This window comes from Pseudomonas sp. S8 (assembly GCF_050473925.1).
GTDB lineage: Bacteria > Pseudomonadota > Gammaproteobacteria > Pseudomonadales > Pseudomonadaceae > Aquipseudomonas > Aquipseudomonas parakoreensis.
In genome coordinates this window covers 2,696,851-2,716,824 of record NZ_JBFDVZ010000016.1, presented here as the reverse complement: position 1 = coordinate 2,716,824, position 19,974 = coordinate 2,696,851, and the positions used below count along the sequence as shown (strand labels likewise).

Sequence of the window (19,974 nt, the reverse complement as noted above, 5' to 3'; positions counted from 1 at the left end):
CAGGCTCGCACACATTGAATTTATGGTGCTCACCATTTTGTGAGCAACAAAGCTCCCCTGTAATAGTGAATCTGCTCGCGAAAGCGGCCTACCAGACAAAATCAAACCCGCACATAAACATAACCCCGCAACCACGTTTAAAGTACTCCAACCGGGCCATGCTGATGCTGCATCAGGTGATCATGCTCAGTGAACTGATGGTCAACCGGTTACTGGACGACCGCCAGGTGCAGAACTAATCACCCGGTCCCCCTGTAGGAGCTGCCGCAGGCTGCGATCTTTTGATTTTGCCTCTAAAAACAAGATCAAAAAATCGCAGCCTGCGGCAGCTCCTACAGAAAGTCATTTTTTCAAAGCACCTTGATCGGAGTTCCATCTGATGCCCGAAACCCCACCCAATCCGCCGATCACAGATTCGGTCGTGGGGGGGGCAAAGACGATGCCGGAAGGTATTCAAGGGCAGGTGGCGAGCGTTGGCTACAAATGCAGCCTCACGCTGAACTGATTGTTCAGTCATTTCCATCGAGTTCCCGACAAACGGTAAGCAAACCTAGTATTTCTGACAGTAGGCAGCTTTTTCCGGCAGGCATCTAATTGGGTCACAAACGTTCCACGCCATCGTCAGTCAACGGCCCGTTTTATCTTCACGACTGGCCTGCGCGGGAACACTGTCCGCTCAATTACCGGGGAGTTTCGCTATGCCCTCAGATGAGTCGTCGATGGATCCGCAACACACGCGCGGCGATGACGAAGCGAGTCTTGTGGTTATTCCAGAACCGATTGTTCCGGATATCCTGAAAGACGAAGAGGGTAACGAGAGCCCGGACGGGCTATTACCTCGCGATGTATTGAATCGCGATTTGAAAATCACGATTCCGGCGTGGGATTTCTCGACAGAGCCGGAATTCGTAAAAGACGTCGTGCGGGTGGGCTTCAGGCGACGGGGGCTTCCCTTTGATGACGATACGGCGGGTGTGTTCCCGTTCGATATTCCCATTGCTCCGGGTGACAAGATTGTTTCGGTGCCTCAAGGGGACCTGGAACCTGGCGTTTACGACCTGTCGTACAAGCTCGTGATTGGTGGCAACGACGCGGAATCACAAAAAAAGACCATCACCGTCGATAGAGTGCCGCCGGATGACAACCAGGAACCGGCGATGCTGGAGCTGCTGGATCTTGTGGGCAACATCACCGATGACTATTTGGACGAGCACGGTCAGGTTCGTTTCAAAGTACGCCTCTATCTGGACGTGAAGGCCCGGGACCGGGCGATTTATTACTGGACGGACACCAACCCGCCACCGGACGACGAACCCGAAATCCGCGAGCAGGCGTTCAGTCAGTTTGATATCGATAACGATCAACTCATCATCACCGTCTACGCAGACGAAATTCGCCTGCGCGGTCATGGACAGCGATACATCTATTATCGCTTGCGCGACTGGGCCGGAAACCGGGGACCGCGCTCGCGGCCGCTGCCTGTGTTCGTCGATCTGACCCCGGGGGCACCCATTCACAAGCCTGCGCGCATCCCCCTGTCGGACAGAGGCTTGATCGATCGTCAGCACGCCCGGGAGGGGGCGGTCGACCAAGGGGCGGTGACGGTCGAAATCGATGCCTATGACAATCCGTTGAGCGGCGATCAGGTACTGCTGGACTGGGATGGCACTGTTCTGCCGCCGCAGGATGTCGACCCGGCCAACTTTCCTTGCGTGATCCCTGTGCCGTGGAGTGCGCTCACAGCCAAGGGGCTGGGTCCGGCGACTGCTCGTGTCACTTACCGCGTGCGTACAAGGGGCGTGGATAGCAAACCATCAATGGAAACCCTGGTATCGGTGAACCTGACGGTGGCAGGCCAGGATCACGCCAATGCGCCGGCGTTGTTGAACCCCCAGCTTGCCTTGCTGGAGATCTACGGCGCCAACTCCAAGGTGCTGAACACATTGCTTACCGAAGATTTCGGCGAGGACGCCGACGGCTTCCTGACCTTGTTCGACGCACCTGAACGAGGACACACGATCAAAGTTTATTGGGGGAGCATCAGTACGCCCGTGGCGCAATACATCGTCCAGAGCGGTGACGTTGCCGGCAAGCGAGTGCCGTTCAATATTCCATGGGCGGTCATTGACCAGGACCGGCTGAACCCGGCGTTGCCGGTCCATTACACCACCAGCAATGGCATCAACCAGCAGTTGGCTCCATTCACGCCCGTCAAGGTGTCGATCATCATTATCGAAGGTCTCCAAGAGCCTTCGTTCCCTGACGCTGGCATCAGAGGGACGCTTGACTGCTGTGCGAAACCGCGTCTCTGGGAGCGGGTGCGCGTGAGGATTGAAGGCAACCCGGCGTTTGACGAGAAGGACATCGTGACTTTGTTCTGGCAGGGATGCGCGGGACCGAATGGCACCAAGCCGATTCCCGGGGCCGCGGAACCGTTCTTGACCATTTTGAGTGCGGATCAGGCAAGAAACGGTTTTGAAGTGCATGTGACCGATTACGAAAGATTGATAGCGCCGATGGAAAACCAGGGTTCGGCGTTATGTCATTACACCTTGAAAAAGTTTACGGGTGGGCAGGGTGTTTCAAAAAAAGATTTCGTGATTATCAATAGAACCATGCCCAGTGGTGCAGTGTGCTCACCCACTAATGAAACCTGTACGGAACCGTAACGGGTATTTGATTAATTAAAGTGCATTAGCCGTTTTTAGTTGGGACAGTCACGAGTATTTATTCGTGGCTGACAGAGAGTGTTGTGCCCGCGTTTTGGGCGTTAGTTGATTGGCAAAATTCCGGGCATATGAAGCCCGTTTCTGAAGGAGCTGAAAAATGGCAAGTCTGAAACCATTGACGCCCGCTGAACAAAGTCGCGTCGATTATCTTAAAGTTCGCCGTGCTGTTACAAAAGTTGATGCGCCCGTCATCAAAGTGCATTCAGACAACCCATTTCTAGGCGATACGTCGGATGATGAAATCAATCAGATTCCGCTGAGCCTGCAGGGAAAGCCTTTCAAGTGTCTGGTTCCGAGGCCTGAGGAGGCTGGCGATACGGAGACAATACCGGGCTTCATTGAACTGACGTTTGACGGAAGTCGGATACCCTCTACTCGATACAATTATGAGACGCCGCTGGACGATACTATTCTTGAAATCGATATGACGTTTCCTGCCGGATACACCAATAGGCCGGGGGCACATGAGTTGGGATACTTTATCAATCAAGGCGGTAATACCAGCAACTCTGTTCCGTTGGAGTGCAACGTTGATAGAACTCCTCCACACCCGTTTTTTTCGGTTATTCTTCCGAAAGAAGTGGTAGATAACGGTCTTACCAAAAAATACCTGGACGACAATGGTTTTGTAGCTATCACGATTCCTGAGTATGGAGATATGAAGATTGGCGATTTTATAGAGGTGTTATATGGGGACTCGATACCGTTGGCAGAGGTTGTCGATTCGTTCACCCGGACTGATACCACCACTGAGATCGTGCTTAAACTTACTGCTGAACAAGTATTCAAGACAGGTGAAGGGACTCACGCGTTTTTTTTCAAAGTCACCGACCGTAAGGGAAACCCAAGTGCCATTTCTCCACCAGTCTCCGTTACTGTCGTTTTGACAGACCCACCCGAGGGGCTGTTGCCCCTTAGTATTCCGCAGTATGACGGTGTCGGTGACGGTCTGGTCGATCTGGCGGATGCGCAAACGCCTTTGGGCGTGGGAATCCTTGTCGAATACACCCACTACATGCCGGGAGATGAGTTGGTGGTGACCTACGACGGCATTCTGCAGATGGCGAAGACCATCAGCGGGTTCCCGTTTTACGTCGATATTTCGTTTAAAGACGTGTTCAACGACAACCCTGGTGTAAAAACTGTAAAGGCCAGCTACCAAATCAAACGCAGCAGCACCTATTACCCGCCAACTCCGATTTCCAAAGATGTTGACGTTGATTTGCGAAAGCCCGGTCTGCCGATTGATCCGGATAAGCCAGGCCCGATCAATCCAGATCTGGCGTTGGTGACGGTTCAGGGAGGTTCCGGGGGCCCTGTCGATACGTTGCGAGCAGCCGACAAAGATCAGGATGTTACTGTCACGGTCAATACCTATACCGACGCCAAGGAAGATGACACCGTTCAACTTGAATATGCCGGCCAGCTTGTTTCTGAGGCGGATGGTGGCCTCATTACGATTCCAGACCCTGTTCCCACATCTCTGCAGTGGGACGTCGACTGGAGCGTTTTTGCGGCGGCAGGCAACGGTGATCCAACGCACCCGATGGCTTACGTCATTGGTCATCCCCTGAACGACAACGTAGAAATTTCACAACCCAGGGACGTGGATGTGGAGATTCAAGTGGACACTGTCCCTGATCCAGCATTTTTACACCTTTATCCCGACCTTCCTGAGTGGTTGAACTGCACATCCTTGCGCCTGGATCCCATCCAGGGTGTGGTGGTCGAGGTGCAGGTCCCGGGTGGGGAATTGGCACTGGCGAATCAAGAGTTGAAATTCACCTATCAGGGGTATACCGACGCCGCCGGTGCAAACCCCAAAGAAGGGACATTCGAGGAGGTGCGCTACACACCGACAGATCAGGAAGCCGCGGTTGGCTTCATTGTGAAGATCCCATACGCGCCCCTCCTAGCGACTCGGAACGCATGGGGTGGCGTCCGTTATACAGCTGTCATTAACGGGCGCGACACGCCCTCCAAACAGCATCTGGTCAAGGTGTACCTGGTCGATCCGGGTGATGGCGGAAATTGCCCGTTGCCCACCTGATTCAATGCGTTTCAAAGGAAACACGGGAGGTCGCTACGCCTCCTGTGTCCTCGCTGAAACGGTTGATGAAACAGGTGGATCATTTCTCGAACGGGAAAGGACTTTTCCGTCCGGAACTAGGACTTCTCCTACATTTTTCAATGACCCGGGTAGGTATTGTTCGCGCCTCTTACAGTCTTTTGGCGTTTCTTCTGAAAGATGTGAGGTGATGAATATTCAGGAAGCCACGTCATGAACAAAAACCATGTTTCGCTGCAAAAAAATGCTGCGGCAGGACTCTTTAAAATGCTGGTCGTGCTGCCAGCATTTTTTTTTACCGGCGGGCATTCTTTTGCCGCCGTTATTGTCGATAACGGCAATACGTTGAATATCGATGCAAGCACACCGCAGAGCGATTATCTGGTACGCAACGCAAGTGTGCTGAACATCGCGGGGGCCACCACCCAGAGTCTGTCTGTCACGTCCGGATCAACGTTGAATATCAACGGTGCAACGGTCAATGCCGACGGTGGGCTGGAGGGAATCCGCATAACCGGCAGTACGGGTGATCTCACTCGCGCCATCGTGACCAGCGATTTTATGGGGCTGGCGGTCAATCGGTCTACCGGCTCGACCCTGGGCTCCACGGTCACTGCAACCGACAGTCAATTCAAGGGTGGGGAAATCGGTGCTCAGGTCACTGGCTTGAGCACGCTCACGCTCATCAACAGTCAGGTGACGGGCACAGGGGCTGACAGTACCGGCCTGAACATATTGGGGGGGGATGTACGCGCCTCCGCAAACACGGTTATCAGCGGCGACAAGACCGGGGTGACTATGGGCAGGGATCCCTCGGGCCTGGGCAACAATTCACTCCGGCTCGACAACGCCAGTGTGGAAGGCCGAACCGGTGATGCGATTCTTGTGGACAAGGGCATCAATGCCACCCTTGATGTGTTGAACCAGTCCTCCCTGACGGGGGGCAACGGCAACGTGCTGACGGTGCAGGGCGCTTCCACCGCGAGCATGTCTGTCAGCGACAGCACGCTGCAAGGCAACGTCAACGTCACCGGCAACAGTACCGCCAATCTCACCTTCGATCAGGGCAACATGAAGGGCGATGTGCTGGTCGAAAGCGGTTCGACCGCCAACGTCACCCTGCAGAACAGTTCGCAGTTCACCGGCCGTCTCGACAAGGTCAACGGCGTGACCGTCAACAGCGGTTCGATCTGGACCCTGACGGGCAACGACACCGTAGGAACTCTCGCCATGAGTGGTGGGACCGTTCGCTTTGGTGCGCAGGATGTACCGAATACCTTCTACCAATTGAACATCGGTACGCTCGCCGGCTCGCCGGACGGTTCCAGCACCTTCGCGATGAAGGGCAACTTCGCCACGGGCCAGCATGATTTGCTCAATGTCACTGGTGTGGCGACCGGGTCGTTCGGGTTGCTGGTGGCGGCGTCCGGTCTGGATGCAGTGAACCCGCAGCAACTGACTCTGGTACGCACCGCCGCTGGTGATGCGCAATTTGCTTTGACGGGCGGGCGAGTGGATCTCGGTGCCTGGTCCTATGACCTGGCCCAACGACAAGGTGGAACGGGCGGTACGGAATGGTTCCTCGACCCGACCACCCAGGTGATCAGCCCCGGCGCCAGTGCGGTACTGGCCTTGTTCAATTCTCCGATTACCCTGTTGTACGGCGAAGCCAGCTCATTGCGCAGCCGCATGGGCGAGTTGCGGTTCAACGGTGGCCAGTCGGGCGCCTGGGCACGCACCTATGGCAACCAGTACAACGTGTCCGAAAGTTCCGGTGTGGCGTACAAGCAGAACCAGCAAGGGCTTTCCCTCGGGGCCGACGCCCGACTCAATGACAGCGATGTGCTGGTGGGCGTGATGGGGGGCTTCAGTGAATCCGATCTGAGTCTTGAACATGGCACCTCGGGCACGGTCAAGAGTTACTACTTCGGGCCCTATGTGACGTGGATGGATCGCGACACCGGTTACTACGTTGACGGTGTGCTGAAATTCAACCGTTTGCGCAACGAGGCCAAGGTCGGTTTGAGCGACGGCACGCGTGCCAAGGGCGATTACGATAACTGGGGTGTCAGCGCATCGGTTGAAGGCGGTCGTCACATCAAGTTGAGCAACGATTACTTCATTGAACCCTTCGTTCAGTTTTCGGCAGCGCAGATCCAGGGTAAACGCTTCAGCCTGGACAACGACATGCAGGCCGAGGGTGATCGTACCCGCTCTTTCCTGGGCAAGGCAGGCGCCACGGCCGGGCGCAACTTCGACATTGGCAATGGTGCCGTTGCGCAACCTTATGTACGTGCAGCGATAGCTCACGAATTTGCCAAAAACAACGAAGTGCAGGTCAACAACAACGTGTTCAACAATGACCTGTCGGGTTCACGGGCGGAGTTCGGCGCTGGTGTGGCGGTCGCCATGTCGGACAAATGGCAGGTGCATGTCGATCTGGATTACGCCAATGGCGAGCATATCGAACAGCCTTGGGGAGGGAATGTAGGGGTGCGGTATAGCTGGTAAGTCACGGCCTCCGAATACAGGAAAGCCGCTACTCCTTCAGAGAGTAGCGGCTTTTTTGTGCCTGGCCTTTATGCGCGTCGAATGCCTACGCCACCGGCGGTTGCGCCGGCGCCACCGAAATCGGGTCGGGTCTCAGTCTGGCCTGTGGCCGGGTAGATCACCATCCGTTTGGCGAAGCCGCCCGAGTCAGACGCCCAGCACCAGCCCTCGATGGTGCGTTGACCGGCGTAGTTATTGATATAGGCTCGCCATTCGGCCAGAGAAGGAATTCTTCCTCCCATACCGGCCGCCGCGTTTGCACATTGGGTGTAGGTATTGAAGACGCCTGTGCCAAACAAATGGTCCACGTTTGAAGTGGTGACGGTGTAACTGGCGGTTTGATTGGCACCGTCCGTAACCGTGATGGTTGCCGAACCGTTGCCCTTGGAAATGACGCGCCCGCTGCTGATGTTGACTTCCGCAACGTTGGGGTTGCTGGAAGCATATCTGTAGGGAGGCACGCCGCCACTTGCCGATCTGTCGCCAAAGGCGCCGGAAGGAGGGTTGGTTGGTGTGTTGCCATCCCTGAAGTGCCAGGCATTCAGACTCATGGGGGCCGGGTTGATGGTCAGTGGCGGAATCGGTGAGATGACGGTGAAGCTTCGTGCGTTTGACGCCTGTCCGGTCGTTACAGCCCGTGCGGTGATGGTATGTCCACCCAATCCTACTGCGAGTGTGGTGCTCCAGATGCCTGTATTCAGAGCCGTCGCTAAGTGTTTTGGCGTGCTTCCATCGTAGATCTGAACCTGATGCAGAGGCGTTACCCGGCCTTGCAACGAGACTGAAGTGTCTGTGGTCGTAGCGTTGTTCAACAGTTCACCACGGGAGTCGCGTACTGAATCGAGCGACGGAGCGGTGTGAACTGCGACGGTGAAGGTCCGAACTGCCGACTCCGGTTGCGCCCCATACAGTGCCTTGGCCTTGATGTTGTGCGGTGCGACGCTGAGGCCGGTGAAGGTTTTGCTCCAGTCGCCATTGGCATCGACGTTGGTGACGGGCGCGACGGCGGTGGTGCCGTCGTAGAGCTGCACGGTCTGTCCGGGGCTGGCCTTGCCGGTGACGATGACGCTGGTGTCAAAGGTGGTGCCGTTGTGCGGCACGCTGCCCTTGGAATCGGTGACATTGGTGATGGTGGGGGTCACGGTTTGTGCGACGGTGAAGGTCCGAACTGCAGACTCCGGTTGCGACCCATACAGTGCCTTGGCCTTGATGTTGTGCGGTGCGACGCTGAGGCCGGTGAAGGTTTTGCTCCAGTCGCCATTGGCATCGACGTTGGTGACGGGTGCGACGGCGGTGGTGCCGTCGTAGAGTTGCACGGTCTGTCCGGGGCTGGCCTTGCCGGTGACGGTGACACTGGTGTCGAAGGTGGTGCCATTGTGCGGCACGCTACCCTTGGAGTCGGTGACATTGGTGATGGACGGAGCCGAAGAGACCGCGACAGTAAAGCTGCGAACAGCGGACTCCGGTTGCGCTCCATACAATGCCTTGGCCTTGATGTTGTGCGGTGCGACGCTGAGGCCGGTGAAGGTTTTGTTCCAGTCGCCATTGGCATCGACGTTGGTGACGGGTGCGATGGCGGTGGTGCCGTCGTAGAGCTGCACGGTCTGTCCGGGGCTGGCCTTGCCGGTGACGATGACGCTGGTGTCGAAGGTGGTGCCGTTGTGCGGCACGTTGCCCTTGGAATCGGTGACATTGGTGATGGTGGGGGTCACGGTTTGTGCGACGGTGAAGGTCCGAACTGCAGACTCCGGTTGCGACCCATACAGTGCCTTGGCCTTGATGTTGTGCGGTGCGACGCTGAGGCCGGTGAAGGTTTTGCTCCAGTCGCCATTGGCATCGACGTTGGTGACGGGTGCGACGGCGGTGGTGCCGTCGTAGAGTTGCACGGTCTGTCCGGGGCTGGCCTTGCCGGTGACGGTGACACTGGTGTCGAAGGTGGTGCCATTGTGCGGCACGCTACCCTTGGAGTCGGTGACATTGGTGATGGACGGAGCCAAAGAGACCGCGACAGTAAAGCTGCGAACAGCGGACTCCGGTTGCGCTCCATACAATGCCTTGGCCTTGATGTTGTGCGGTGCGACGCTGAGGCCGGTGAAGGTTTTGTTCCAGTCGCCATTGGCATCGACGTTGGTGACGGGTGCGATGGCGGTGGTGCCGTCGTAGAGCTGCACGGTCTGTCCGGGGCTGGCCTTGCCGGTGACGATGACGCTGGTGTCGAAGGTGGTGCCGTTGTGCGGCACGCTGCCCTTGGAATCGGTGACATTGGTGATAGTGGGGGTCACGGTTTGTGCGACGGTGAAGGTCCGAACTGCGGACTCCGGTTGCACCCCATACAGTGCCTTGGCCTTGATGTTGTGCGGTGCGACGCTGAGGCCGGTGAAGGTTTTGCTCCAGTCGCCATTGGCATCGACGTTGGTGACGGGCGCGACGGCGGTGGTGCCGTCGCAGAGCTGCACGGTCTGTCCGGGGCTGGCCTTGCCGGTGACGATGACGCTGGTGTCGAAGGTGGTGCCGTTGTGCGGCACGCTGCCCTTGGAATCGGTGACATTGGTGATGGTGGGGGGCACGGTTTGTGCGACGGTGAAGGTCCGAACTGCGGACTCCGGTTGCACCCCATACAGTGCCTTGGCCTTGATGTTGTGCGGTGCGACGCTGAGGCCGGTGAAGGTTTTGCTCCAGTCGCCATTGGCATCGACGTTGGTGACGGGCGCGACGGCGGTGGTGCCGTCGTAGAGCTGCACGGTTTGTCCGGGGCAGGCCTTGCCAGTGACGGTGACGCTGGTGTCGAAGGTGGTGCCGTTGTGCGGCACGCTGCCCTTGGAGTCTCTGATATCGGTGATATTGGGTGGAACAGCCGCCTTCACCGTAAAGGCACGGATCAAACTGGAAACCGGGTCAGCTGCATATAGAGCGTGGGCTGTAATGTGATAATCCTTGATCTGGAGGTTGAGCAGGCGCTTGCGCCAGACGCCATCGGCACCAACATCAGCATTGCCGTGCGAGGTCGAACCATCGAAAATCTCGACCGTCTCATCTCGGGTCGCAGAGCCTTCGATAGTTACCTGCTCAAAGAAAGTCTCGCCACCCTCTACAACCTCTCCATTGACGTCAGTCACATGGGTGATCTTCGGCGTCACCCAGTCGTATCGGGTTCTGATCGTCAGCGGCAATCTCGGAAACTCAATCGCATCGGCTTCTTGAGCACTGCCATCGAACGAGACTTTGCAAATCACGTTTGCCGGTGAGGAATGCCCCAGTTTCATCAACTCGCTTCTGAGCAGGATTTCATTCAGCCCGCTGCCGACCTGCGCCGGAGTGATCTCGTCGCCCTCGAGCATCCGGATGACGTAGTCGCCGCCCGCCGTTGTCTTGCCTTCCACCTTGAGCCAGAGGCGTTGTTTGAGGGCAATGTAATGCCACTTGGCAACGAGCGTTGTGGCGTTCCCGTTGAACGTCATCAGATCCAGGATCCGGTTGCTGTCTGACTCAGATACGTCGGGGCGAGGCAGATCCTTCTCAGGGTCGTCGAATCCCGTGACTCTCAGGCCCAGCGACTCTGATTCAGTCTCGTGGCCATAGCGGCGCACGAAGTACTTCACGTCCACGGTTTTGTTGATGTTGGGGCCAATGAGCGTTGGGGGAAGATGAACGTCCACGCTGCCACTGCTGTGCCCGGGGAACTCAAGATCTGTCGATGTACCGGCGCCTGGCGTTCCGATCCAGTGCAGGGGGATGATATCGAGGGCGGGATCCATACTGTCGTAGCTGACGTTGACGTCCACCCCGTTCAACCCATCCATTGCTTTGAGTACGGCGTTCGGTGCCTGTTTGACTTGCGGCGGTGGCAATTCACCTACCAGCGACCCGATCAGCAGATTGAGTACGGCGGAGTGACTGTATAAACCTGTGGACGCGTGCTTTAACGAGTAACGCACCTTGACGTACTGCCCGTTACTGATCGTCACGAAGTTCGCGGGCACTCGAAATCGCAGCGTTTTACCGGCGCTCAGCGAGGTGATGGGCAGCCAGTCGCTGGTGTTGCCGAACGGGTGGGTCGCTTGCCAGTACCAGGTCACGATGTCGTCTTTTTGCGTCGGCGGATTTTCAATGAGAATGTGGACGACATCGAAGACTTTGGAAGGGTCGAGCACATCGGGGTTTTTGTCGGCTTCCTCCACCTCGGGCCTGGGCAGTGTCGCGGTGACGGCTTGCACCTTGACCAACAGATGCTCTGAATCACTGACGCCGAAGAGCTCCGACTTGTCATTGGACACGGTGTACCAAAGATCGAGACTGCCGTTGTCGAGCACGCCGATGTGCTCTGCGTCGACGTAAGCAGTGAAAAAGCCTTCCTTCGCCTCGTTGGCACTGACGGTGTGCGTGAGTTCATGGACATAGGGCTGATCGTTGGACTTTTTTCCTATCCAGTGAATGGCGACCAGATCGCCATTGGCAATGCTCAGGTACTTGATCAGTACCGTGGCGTAGGGCCTGTCCGACTCGAGTAGGTCACCCAGCAACTCGAGAATCGTCGGTGCGTCCGGCATCGAAACGTCACCCACCACGTCGGCGAATTCGCGTTTGGAGGATAATGGCGGACTCCCGTCTGCCTTCGTCAGCACGTAGGAGGCATCAGCCCGGCCCATGGCGATGGCGCGGACTTGCGCGTACGGCACCTTGAATTCCATGACACTCGGAATGTTCACCACCAGTCTGGTTTCGGTGTGAATCAACTGATTTCCGGTGAAGGGGGTGCCGATCCAGGTCATTTTCACAGAGTCGTTCAGTGCGAAATCCGAGCCCTGGATGTGGACCTGGACCGTGACGTCCTCCTTGTTCAAGTTGATGATCGTGATGATCTGATTGACCGACTCCTTGATAATCGGGGCAGCCAGACGCCAGGCGCCGGCGTCGACGGCGATCCGCGTGCGTTTGGAGTGCCGGGAAGACCAGTTCCATACTTCATCGTGAGCGTCGTACTTGATTTCCTGTGCCGCGCTGTCGCCACCGGCCAGAATGTCTTCCTGTGTGGCGACGATCACGATGGGATCCTTGCCTTCCGCCTGCGTGAGTGTGACGAGATGCGGCGCCAGGGTATGGCTGCCCCAGCGCATCAGAATCGTGTCTCGCACCCTGATTTCCGGATAAGCAGGAACCGTGAGGGGAACGCCTTTTTTTGCCCACTCTGCGTCGATCAAGCCCTGATCGATGATTTCCTGTGGCAATTGCGCGATGTGCAGTTCGGAGTGCCCGTCGGGCAGATGAGGCTCCCTGTCTCGGCCACCGGGGCTGGTGAGCTTGACGAAAAACAGCGACACCACAGAGGGATCGTCCGGCGCGGTTTCGCCGAACCGGGTCAACTCATAAAAACACTCATGCAGACCGGGAGTGAACAGCACTTTGTCCAGGTAAAAGAACAGGTGTGTGTCTTTTTCCCCCGCCTCAACCTTTCGGGTAAGCACTGGAACGTCGTCCCAGTAAACGACATTTTCATCACCCTCCAGCATGTCGAGGTACGCCACGATTACGCACAGCACACCGTTGGCGCTTTCCTCGACCACTGCAATATTGATCCCGCCATCGGCCTCCTCGACTGGCGTGACTGCGCCGCTGATCTGCATGGGCCGAAGCGCCAGGGTGACGGGCTGGTCGAGATGGGGAAACAGAAGCGGACTGTGGTTGAGCATGACGAAACTCCTGAACGAGCACGCAATGGGATCGCAGACGGTTTTTTATTGAACCTGAGGGGCGGGGAGAGGGGTACTGTCAGATCTGACAGGTGCGCAGGATCTTTCGACCAACGGTTTCAGGATCATCGTCTGCGTGCGTAGCCGTTCTGGATTGCGGGGCCATCACCGCTGATCGTCCCGCATCGCCCTTGGCTGGAACGGGGTTGCTGTCGATAAAGCCTGCGTGCTCGAATCTCCCAGAGCGTGATCCTCGACGTCATAAGTGAACGTCGAACCAGCTGCTGCCGTTAACAGCACACGCACGACCGGAAGGAAGCGCCCCGTGACCTGGAAATAATCGCGTTGAATGTATCGAGCCCCTACCAGCCCGTCTCCAGTTTGTAGAGAGGGGGTGAAAGCGGCGAAGTCCACCGTGGGTTCGACAGATATCGGCCGAGCCGCAGGTGCCGGCGTCAAATGACGGCGCAGGCCCGGCCGCAGCCCATTTCCGGTCTGGTGGCGGGCATCGGAAATTCAAACGGATAGGCGCGCAGGAGATTCAGGGATTTGCCCAGACAGCGCCAATCCGAGGAACAGACATCTGATTTGCAATGTGCTGCGCATGGCGATCTCCACAAGTCTTTGGTCGCAGTCGCTCAAGTCTGGGAGATACCCAAAACCTGCCAGAACGAGGCCATGTCCTGGCTGGTGGCGTTGTCATTGACCGAAGAACCGTTGAGGTCGTAAGTCCAGGCGGTATTGGCGCCAAGGATGTCGGCGGTCCATACCGGGTAGTTCAGCCACTCGAGGAAGTCCGCGACGGGGCCGCTGTCGGGAAAATAAAGCGTCCATAGCCGTTTCGTCTGGGCGAGGGTGATCGGTTGCAGTTTTGCAGCGGTACAAATTCTGGTCATGCCCTCCCAATCCGCGCCGGCACTCAGGAAGTGCACCTCCTGAATACCCTTGACGGTGAGTGGGTACTCGCGGCTCTGGCTCGGGCTCTGGCTGTCGGTCGCGCGGATCCTGCAGGCGCCGTTGCGCAGGGCGGTGATCTCGCCCGATTCTGCATCGGCACTGGCGATCGACGGATCGCTGCTGTCGTAGGTGTAGGGCGCCTGACCCCACGTGGCTACACGGGTCATGCGCGCTGCCGACGGAGGCGCAAGCGGGGGCTTGTCGACGCAGGCGACGTAGTTTTCAGTGCTCAGATCCAGTGTGGCGGCAGCGACGAAACCCGTCTGCAATTTCAGATCCAGGGTGTCCGAAGTTTCGCGAGTGCTCTGATACAGCTGCACTTCGTAGCGAATCGGTACGATGTCATTTTCGTCGGCAACAAATTCCGAAGCGTCGACCTTGAACACGACATCCTTGCCGACAGCGCCGTCGCTGATCGGCATGTCATCGGTGTAGGTATCGCCGACGAACAAGTAAACGTGATCGAGGTACCTCATGGGCGTCCAGTGTTCTATCGTGACGGTCGCCCCGTCGGGTGGAAGCGTCTGCGGGTCCAGAATGCCGAGGGGGGCTTCCTTTACAATCGGCGCCCGCAGGTTGTTGGTCTGGCTCATATCTCCCTCTCCTCAGATCAGATAGGCGGCGCTCGGGTGAGCGCCGCACAGCAAGGCATCGTTGAGAATGTCAGGGGGTGTTGAGCCTGGCCAAACGACTGGCCTTGAGGGCCAGACCGCGGGTGGCCGCATTGGCGTAGTACGACACCTGGCCTTTGAGCCGGTCTTGAGCGGCGCTGCTGTCGCCGCCGGCGAGAGCATTGCCCCAGGTCACTACTTCGCCGTCGGAAGTGAGCGCCGTAAAAGCATGACGGTTGGCGTAGATGGCGGTGACGTTGAGCAGTTTGTCCGCGACGGGCGTGGTATCTCCGCCGAGCAACGGGTCTCCCCAGGCCACGACGGTTCCATCTTTGCACACAGCGGCGAACGCTCCAGCGGTAGCGGCCAATTGAACAAGATCGTCCCTGCCGGCGATCGTGTCAGGTATCAGGCCACCCGAATTGGCCGCGGGCCATCCAACGACGTGACCGCTGTGTCGAAGCGCTGCAAACGCATTCGAACTGGAGACCACTGAGATGACATCCGTCAGGGAGCGGATATCGGCGGGCAGTTCCCCGCCATACGTTGAGGGCCCCCAGCCTGCGATTTGTCCGCTCATGAGCATGACGATAAAGGCTTGAGCATTTGCACAGGCAAGCGCCTTGATGTTGGTCAGGCCGGCGACATCGTCGGATACGGCGCCGCCTTTCACGGGATCACCCCAGGCGACCACACTGCCGTTGTTCCGAAGTGCAGCGAACGCGAAGCCATTGCCGATCACGTGTTTGATATCGGTCAGGCTGGCGATCTCTGGAGGTACAACACCGCCGAACCCCACTCCACCTCCCCAGGCCATCACCTGGCCGGTCGCTCTGAGGACGGCGAAAGCATTTCCGGCTGGCGTCAGTTCGACTGCATCTCTCAAGGCCAGGATTTCGGCGGACGGGGTTCCGCCTTTGTCAGCGGTGCCCCAGGCATGGACTGTTCCATCGGTTTTGATGCCCGCAATTGCAACGCTGTTGCCCGCAAGCAGTTTGAAGTTCGTAGGGTCCACCGTGCCCATTTCTCCACCCTGACCTGCAGTCCCGGGCCATGCCACGGTGAAATTGTTGGTGCGAATCACCGCGTAAGAACTGCCTGAACAAGCCGCTCTGGCAATGTCGGTGAACGTCTGAAAGGTTGGCGGGATTTTCTGGCCATTCAATGGGTTACCCCAGGCTGCCAGATTGTTCCTGTCCCGCAGCGCCACGAATGCCCCGTCATTGGCGGGAGTGCCAGGGCCGCCGGTGCCAAATATATTGACTCTGTTCAGGGTGACCTGGTCGTCGCTGGTGCGAACTTGCAAGGGAGCATACGGGTCGGTATCAGCCCAGATCTGCGCTTTCGTCCAGGTGCTGTCGTCAGCATATTTCCACTCTGCCTCTACGCGTTGCAAGGTGTCTGCGTTGAAGGCAGATATGAGCCAGCTGGAACTGCTCTCCCGATAAATCCCCTTGTTGTTACGCGCCCCGATGACCCGTAACTTGCCGCTGCCGATCACCTTGCGCACATCGTAGACCGTCGGATTGGAAGGACCATCGGTTCCGCCGGCCTTGCGTTTGATTTCGTAGCTCAAGGCGATGCTTCGCCCGTCGTTGGCGTTGATCACGCTATGCGGCACCTTGATCACGGCCAGCTCTTTGTCGGCTTGCGCGGACGTCACGGTATGCGGATACGTGGTAGTGGTTTGACCCTCGACCGTTACCGTGATTTCGTCGTCTGCCTTCAGAAGGGCGGTTGCCGGTATCACCACCGTTGCGCCGTCTGGATAAACATCGGCGGGGTTCAACTGATCATTTTGAAGACCGGTTGCCTCCCTGAACGTGGCGTCTGGCAGCTTGAACTCCGTTGCCTCGACTCTCAGCGGATAATCCGCACCGGGGGCCTGGCCACCCTCCAACAATGCTACGTAATAACTGATCACCACATCTTTGTTCAGGCAGGCGAGCAGGATGGATTGCGCAACCGTGAACTCGACGGGTTTGCCCTGGTTGTTTGAGCTGACGGATCTGTCATCCGTGTGCACGGTCACTCCGTCCGTTGTGGCCCACGTCATGTAAAAATGATCGCCGGCGTTTTCTGGCCGGTTGGCGGGAATTTTGACGGTTGCACCGTCCGGGGCATCGGCGGGGTCGAGGATTCCACCGGGGGCTTGCACCACTTCCGCTGGATCCAGCAGTGGTTGCTCTGCCTTGCCGACGACAAAGGTCAACGGATTAGAGTAGCTGGTGGTATCGGTTTCCTTGCGCCAGATCCGGTAAGTGACAGTTATCTTCTTTCCGCGGTTGGGTTCAATGTGTGCCGCTACGAAGGCGGCATTCAGCGTGAAGGGCACATCCTTGTCGGCCGAGAGGGCGTTGAGAGTGATGGAGTCTTCTTTCTTGCCTGTGACCTCGCCATCCCAATTATAGGTGACTATGTCGCCAGACTTGCTTGGCGTACCGGTGGGTCTTGGCGCAGTGAGTTTACTGGCGCCTGCGGGAAGGTCGCCGGGTTCCAGTCCACCATTCTGCTCTCCCAGAACGATGGGCTGCACCAGCTCGAACTGCGGTTCGCCGATCTTGACGGGGGCCGCGGTTCGAGAGCGGCGCCTGATGATTTCGCCGTCTTCGTCCGCAAGCAGTGTATAGGACCCGTCGACAGTTCCGCCGTTGAGGGTGGAAATGTGTATGCCGTCGATAGGAATGACAAAACCATCTTCGTTGCTCACTTCGTCCTTGTCCGGAAAATACCAGTCGAAGCTTGGGTTATGGATGGTGCCATTGGGGCGCTTGCCGAACCATCCAATTTCGATTGCCATGCCTACTTCAATAATCGGATTGTGTGGAATCCGAAAAGCGGTTTGAGTGAGTTCGGGGTCAATAGCGCCATTTTCCTCATCATCGAAAGTTGGTGCGGCCAGTTGATCCGGTTCGCCCACAATCTGCACGAACTGGCCCTTGGATCGAAGCGGGTCTGCGCTTCCATCGCGTATCAGGCGGTAAGAGAAAGTGGCTTGGGTTTTTGCCAGCTTTCGCGCATCCGAGTTCTGGATTACCAACTCGTAGGTGTGTGGCAAGTTGTCAATGGTCACCAAGGGAGCAACGGCCTCGATCGGATCGCCCTCTACCGTGGTGCCGCGCATCTTCAGTTCGATTTTGTCGTCAAGCTTGAAGTCCGGGGCTCTGGCTACCACTTGAACGACGACGTTGTCGTCACCTAATTTCTCAAGATCAAGCACGTTGTTGATGGCCGGCGCGACAATAGGGGCGAGCAGAAGATTTGTACCCACCGAGACTACGATCCGGGTTTCCGTGCACCAGTCTTCTGCGACGTTTCCCGTGATGTCGAAAGCAATGAAGCTCACAGCAAGGCCTGAATCATCGGTATCGCCGGCCTTCTCGATCATGGCTTTGTCGACCACGATTTCGATCGGATTGTTGACGGGATCACTGATCTGCTCGGCGGTGACCGGTTCGGATTCTTTGAACACTCCACCCCACGTCAACTTCATCCTGTCACCGACCGCCATGTCAGGATAAGGCACGCCGGAACCGGATTGAGCGCGGACGATAATCGGCACGCCTTCTTCAGCGATGTCCTTATCCACGCCGCCATTGACAATTTCCGGATCGATATACATATACAGCCCGGAGTGGCCGGGGCCTGGCAACGTATCTTGCCCGCCCGGAATTTCGAGTTTTTCGTATATTGGGGTCGGCGGATTCTGGGATTCCCACGCTTGATTGATTCGTTTAACTCGGTAATTCAGGGTATGCGAGCCGGTCCGGGCGTGCCGGGGGGCGACGAATAGTGTCACGCGCTGATTCACCTCGGCAGTTTCCCTGATGGTGGTCTGAGCAACGACGTTACCATCCTTCAACAGTTCGACGTCGTCACCGATGCCCATCTCGCTCCATGGCAAAATGTAAGTCTGCAATCCTTTTTCGGGGTGTACCCCCATCGCTGCGGCCCAATTGATCCCCCACTCACCGGAAGACAGTTTTTCGAGCTGCTTGTCGGGGATTTCCAGCTCGGCGAGTGCCAACGCGGGAATTCTTTTCGCAGGTTTTTTCAACATGGCAGACACTCCTGTCGAGGGATGGGCGACGGAGTGATTTAAGGATTGAAGTCGATCGCCTGGCTACTGTCAGATCTGACAGGTGAGCAGGGTTTTTCGACAAACGGTTGCTGAGCGCTCAGCGTTTGTGCAGGGTTTTCTGGCGCAGAAGGTAGACCGTCACCAGCACCGCACTGGTCAACATGAACCCGCGCGCCCACGGCAGCGGCACCAGGTAACATGAGAACAGAATGCTCACCCACATCAGCCCGATCGCGTAGACCTTGCCCTTGAGCGGTATGCCGTTGCCATCGAGGTAGTCGCGGATCCATGGCCCGAGCCGGGGATGCTCGACCAGCCATTGATAGAAACGCGGAGAGCTGCGCGCGAAGCAGGCCGCAGCAAGCAGAAGGAAAGGGGTGGTGGGCAGAACCGGCAGGAAAATCCCGATCACCCCCAATGCCACGCTGAGCCAGCCGATGGCCAGCAGGAAGTAGCGCAACATCAGGGGGCGGTTGCCTATGGGGTTGTCCATAGGCCGGATCTTAGTGGTGACGTGGCTTGAGGATCGCCGGTTTTTCGTCCGGGGCCTGGCACAGCAGATACAGCGCGGTCAGGGCTTCGGGGATCTGCACGATCATGTCGTCCATCAGGTTGGCGTCCTTGGCGATGTCTTCGAACTCTGGCTGTTCGTCGAACAGGCCGGAACCGACCATGATCGGCAGGAGCATTTCGCTGACTTCTTCTTCGGCGGTCTCGAACCAGGCCGCTTCGCGCAGGAACACGCCTTCCATGAAACCGATGCACCAGCCGCGCAGTTCGGAGTCGTCCGGCTCATCACCGAGGTCCAGATCGCACGGCAGTTCGAATTCTTCGTCGGAGGCCAGTTGGCGGGCGATGTGCGCCTTGAGGCCAATCAGCGTGGCTTCGATCTCTTCACGCTGGGCTTCGCTGCTGTAATGCGGCTCTTCGGCGAACAGGGCGTCGATCCACTCACGCTCCGGGACGTCTTCTGCACAGATCGACAGGGCGGTCAGGTAACCGTGAGCGGCCACGTAATCCAGCGCCTCTTCGTGCAGCTCGTCGGCGTCGAGAAAGACTTGCAGGCGGGTCAGTTGCTCAGCGAAGGACATTACGGGGCTACCTTGGGGGAATAAACAATGCGGGAATTCTAGGCCTTCTTGCGCGCTCAAGCCAGCCGTATGGCAGATTTGCCCCGCCACGGCCCGCAGATGCACCGCCCATCCCTGTAGGAGCTGCCGAAGGCTCGGGCCGCGTTCGGACGATCTTTTGATTTTGTTTTTCAAGATCAAGATCAAAAGATCGCAGCCTT

Annotated in this window: 8 protein-coding genes; 3 read left to right on the top strand and 5 right to left on the bottom strand. The window is 57.5% G+C overall.

Annotated features, from left to right (window positions below; genetic code table 11):
* The first annotated feature begins 719 nt into the window (after positions 1–719).
* From AB1J88_RS13340 to AB1J88_RS13330, 3 genes are all read left to right on the top strand, one after another.
* Positions 720–2,669: a hypothetical protein gene (locus AB1J88_RS13340; RefSeq protein ID WP_430291243.1), complete on the top strand. Its 1,950-nt coding sequence runs from the start codon at positions 720–722 to the stop codon at positions 2,667–2,669.
* Between the two features lie 157 nt (positions 2,670–2,826).
* The gene (locus tag AB1J88_RS13335; protein ID WP_430291242.1) at positions 2,827–4,779 is read left to right on the top strand and encodes a hypothetical protein; all 1,953 of its coding nucleotides are present in this window, start codon (positions 2,827–2,829) and stop codon (positions 4,777–4,779) included.
* Between the two features lie 231 nt (positions 4,780–5,010).
* On the top strand, positions 5,011–7,308 hold the full coding sequence (locus AB1J88_RS13330) for an autotransporter outer membrane beta-barrel domain-containing protein (protein WP_430291241.1): 2,298 nt from the start codon (positions 5,011–5,013) through the stop codon (positions 7,306–7,308).
* Positions 7,309–7,376: 68 nt separating this feature from the next.
* Here the strand turns inward: AB1J88_RS13330 and AB1J88_RS13325 are convergent, their stop codons facing one another.
* The 5 genes from AB1J88_RS13325 to AB1J88_RS13305 form a co-directional block, all read right to left on the bottom strand.
* Positions 7,377–13,034, bottom strand: coding sequence for a hypothetical protein (locus tag AB1J88_RS13325; RefSeq protein ID WP_430291240.1), 5,658 nt, complete (start codon positions 13,032–13,034; stop codon positions 7,377–7,379).
* A gap of 638 nt (positions 13,035–13,672) precedes the next feature.
* Positions 13,673–14,584: an Ig-like domain-containing protein gene (locus AB1J88_RS13320; RefSeq protein WP_430291239.1), complete on the bottom strand. Its 912-nt coding sequence runs from the start codon at positions 14,582–14,584 to the stop codon at positions 13,673–13,675.
* A 70-nt stretch (positions 14,585–14,654) separates the two neighbouring features.
* Positions 14,655–18,662 carry an RCC1 domain-containing protein gene (locus AB1J88_RS13315; RefSeq protein ID WP_430291238.1) on the bottom strand — a complete coding sequence of 1,336 codons (4,008 nt, stop codon included), beginning with the start codon at positions 18,660–18,662 and terminating at the stop codon, positions 14,655–14,657.
* 118 nt (positions 18,663–18,780) lie between these two features.
* Positions 18,781–19,176, bottom strand: a complete 396-nt coding sequence (locus AB1J88_RS13310) for a YbaN family protein (protein WP_430291237.1) — start codon at positions 19,174–19,176, stop codon at positions 18,781–18,783.
* Positions 19,177–19,186: 10 nt separating this feature from the next.
* Entirely contained in the window at positions 19,187–19,774 is a 588-nt protein-coding gene (locus tag AB1J88_RS13305; protein ID WP_007962155.1) for a YecA family protein, read from the bottom strand.
* Positions 19,775–19,974: the final 200 nt, after the last annotated feature.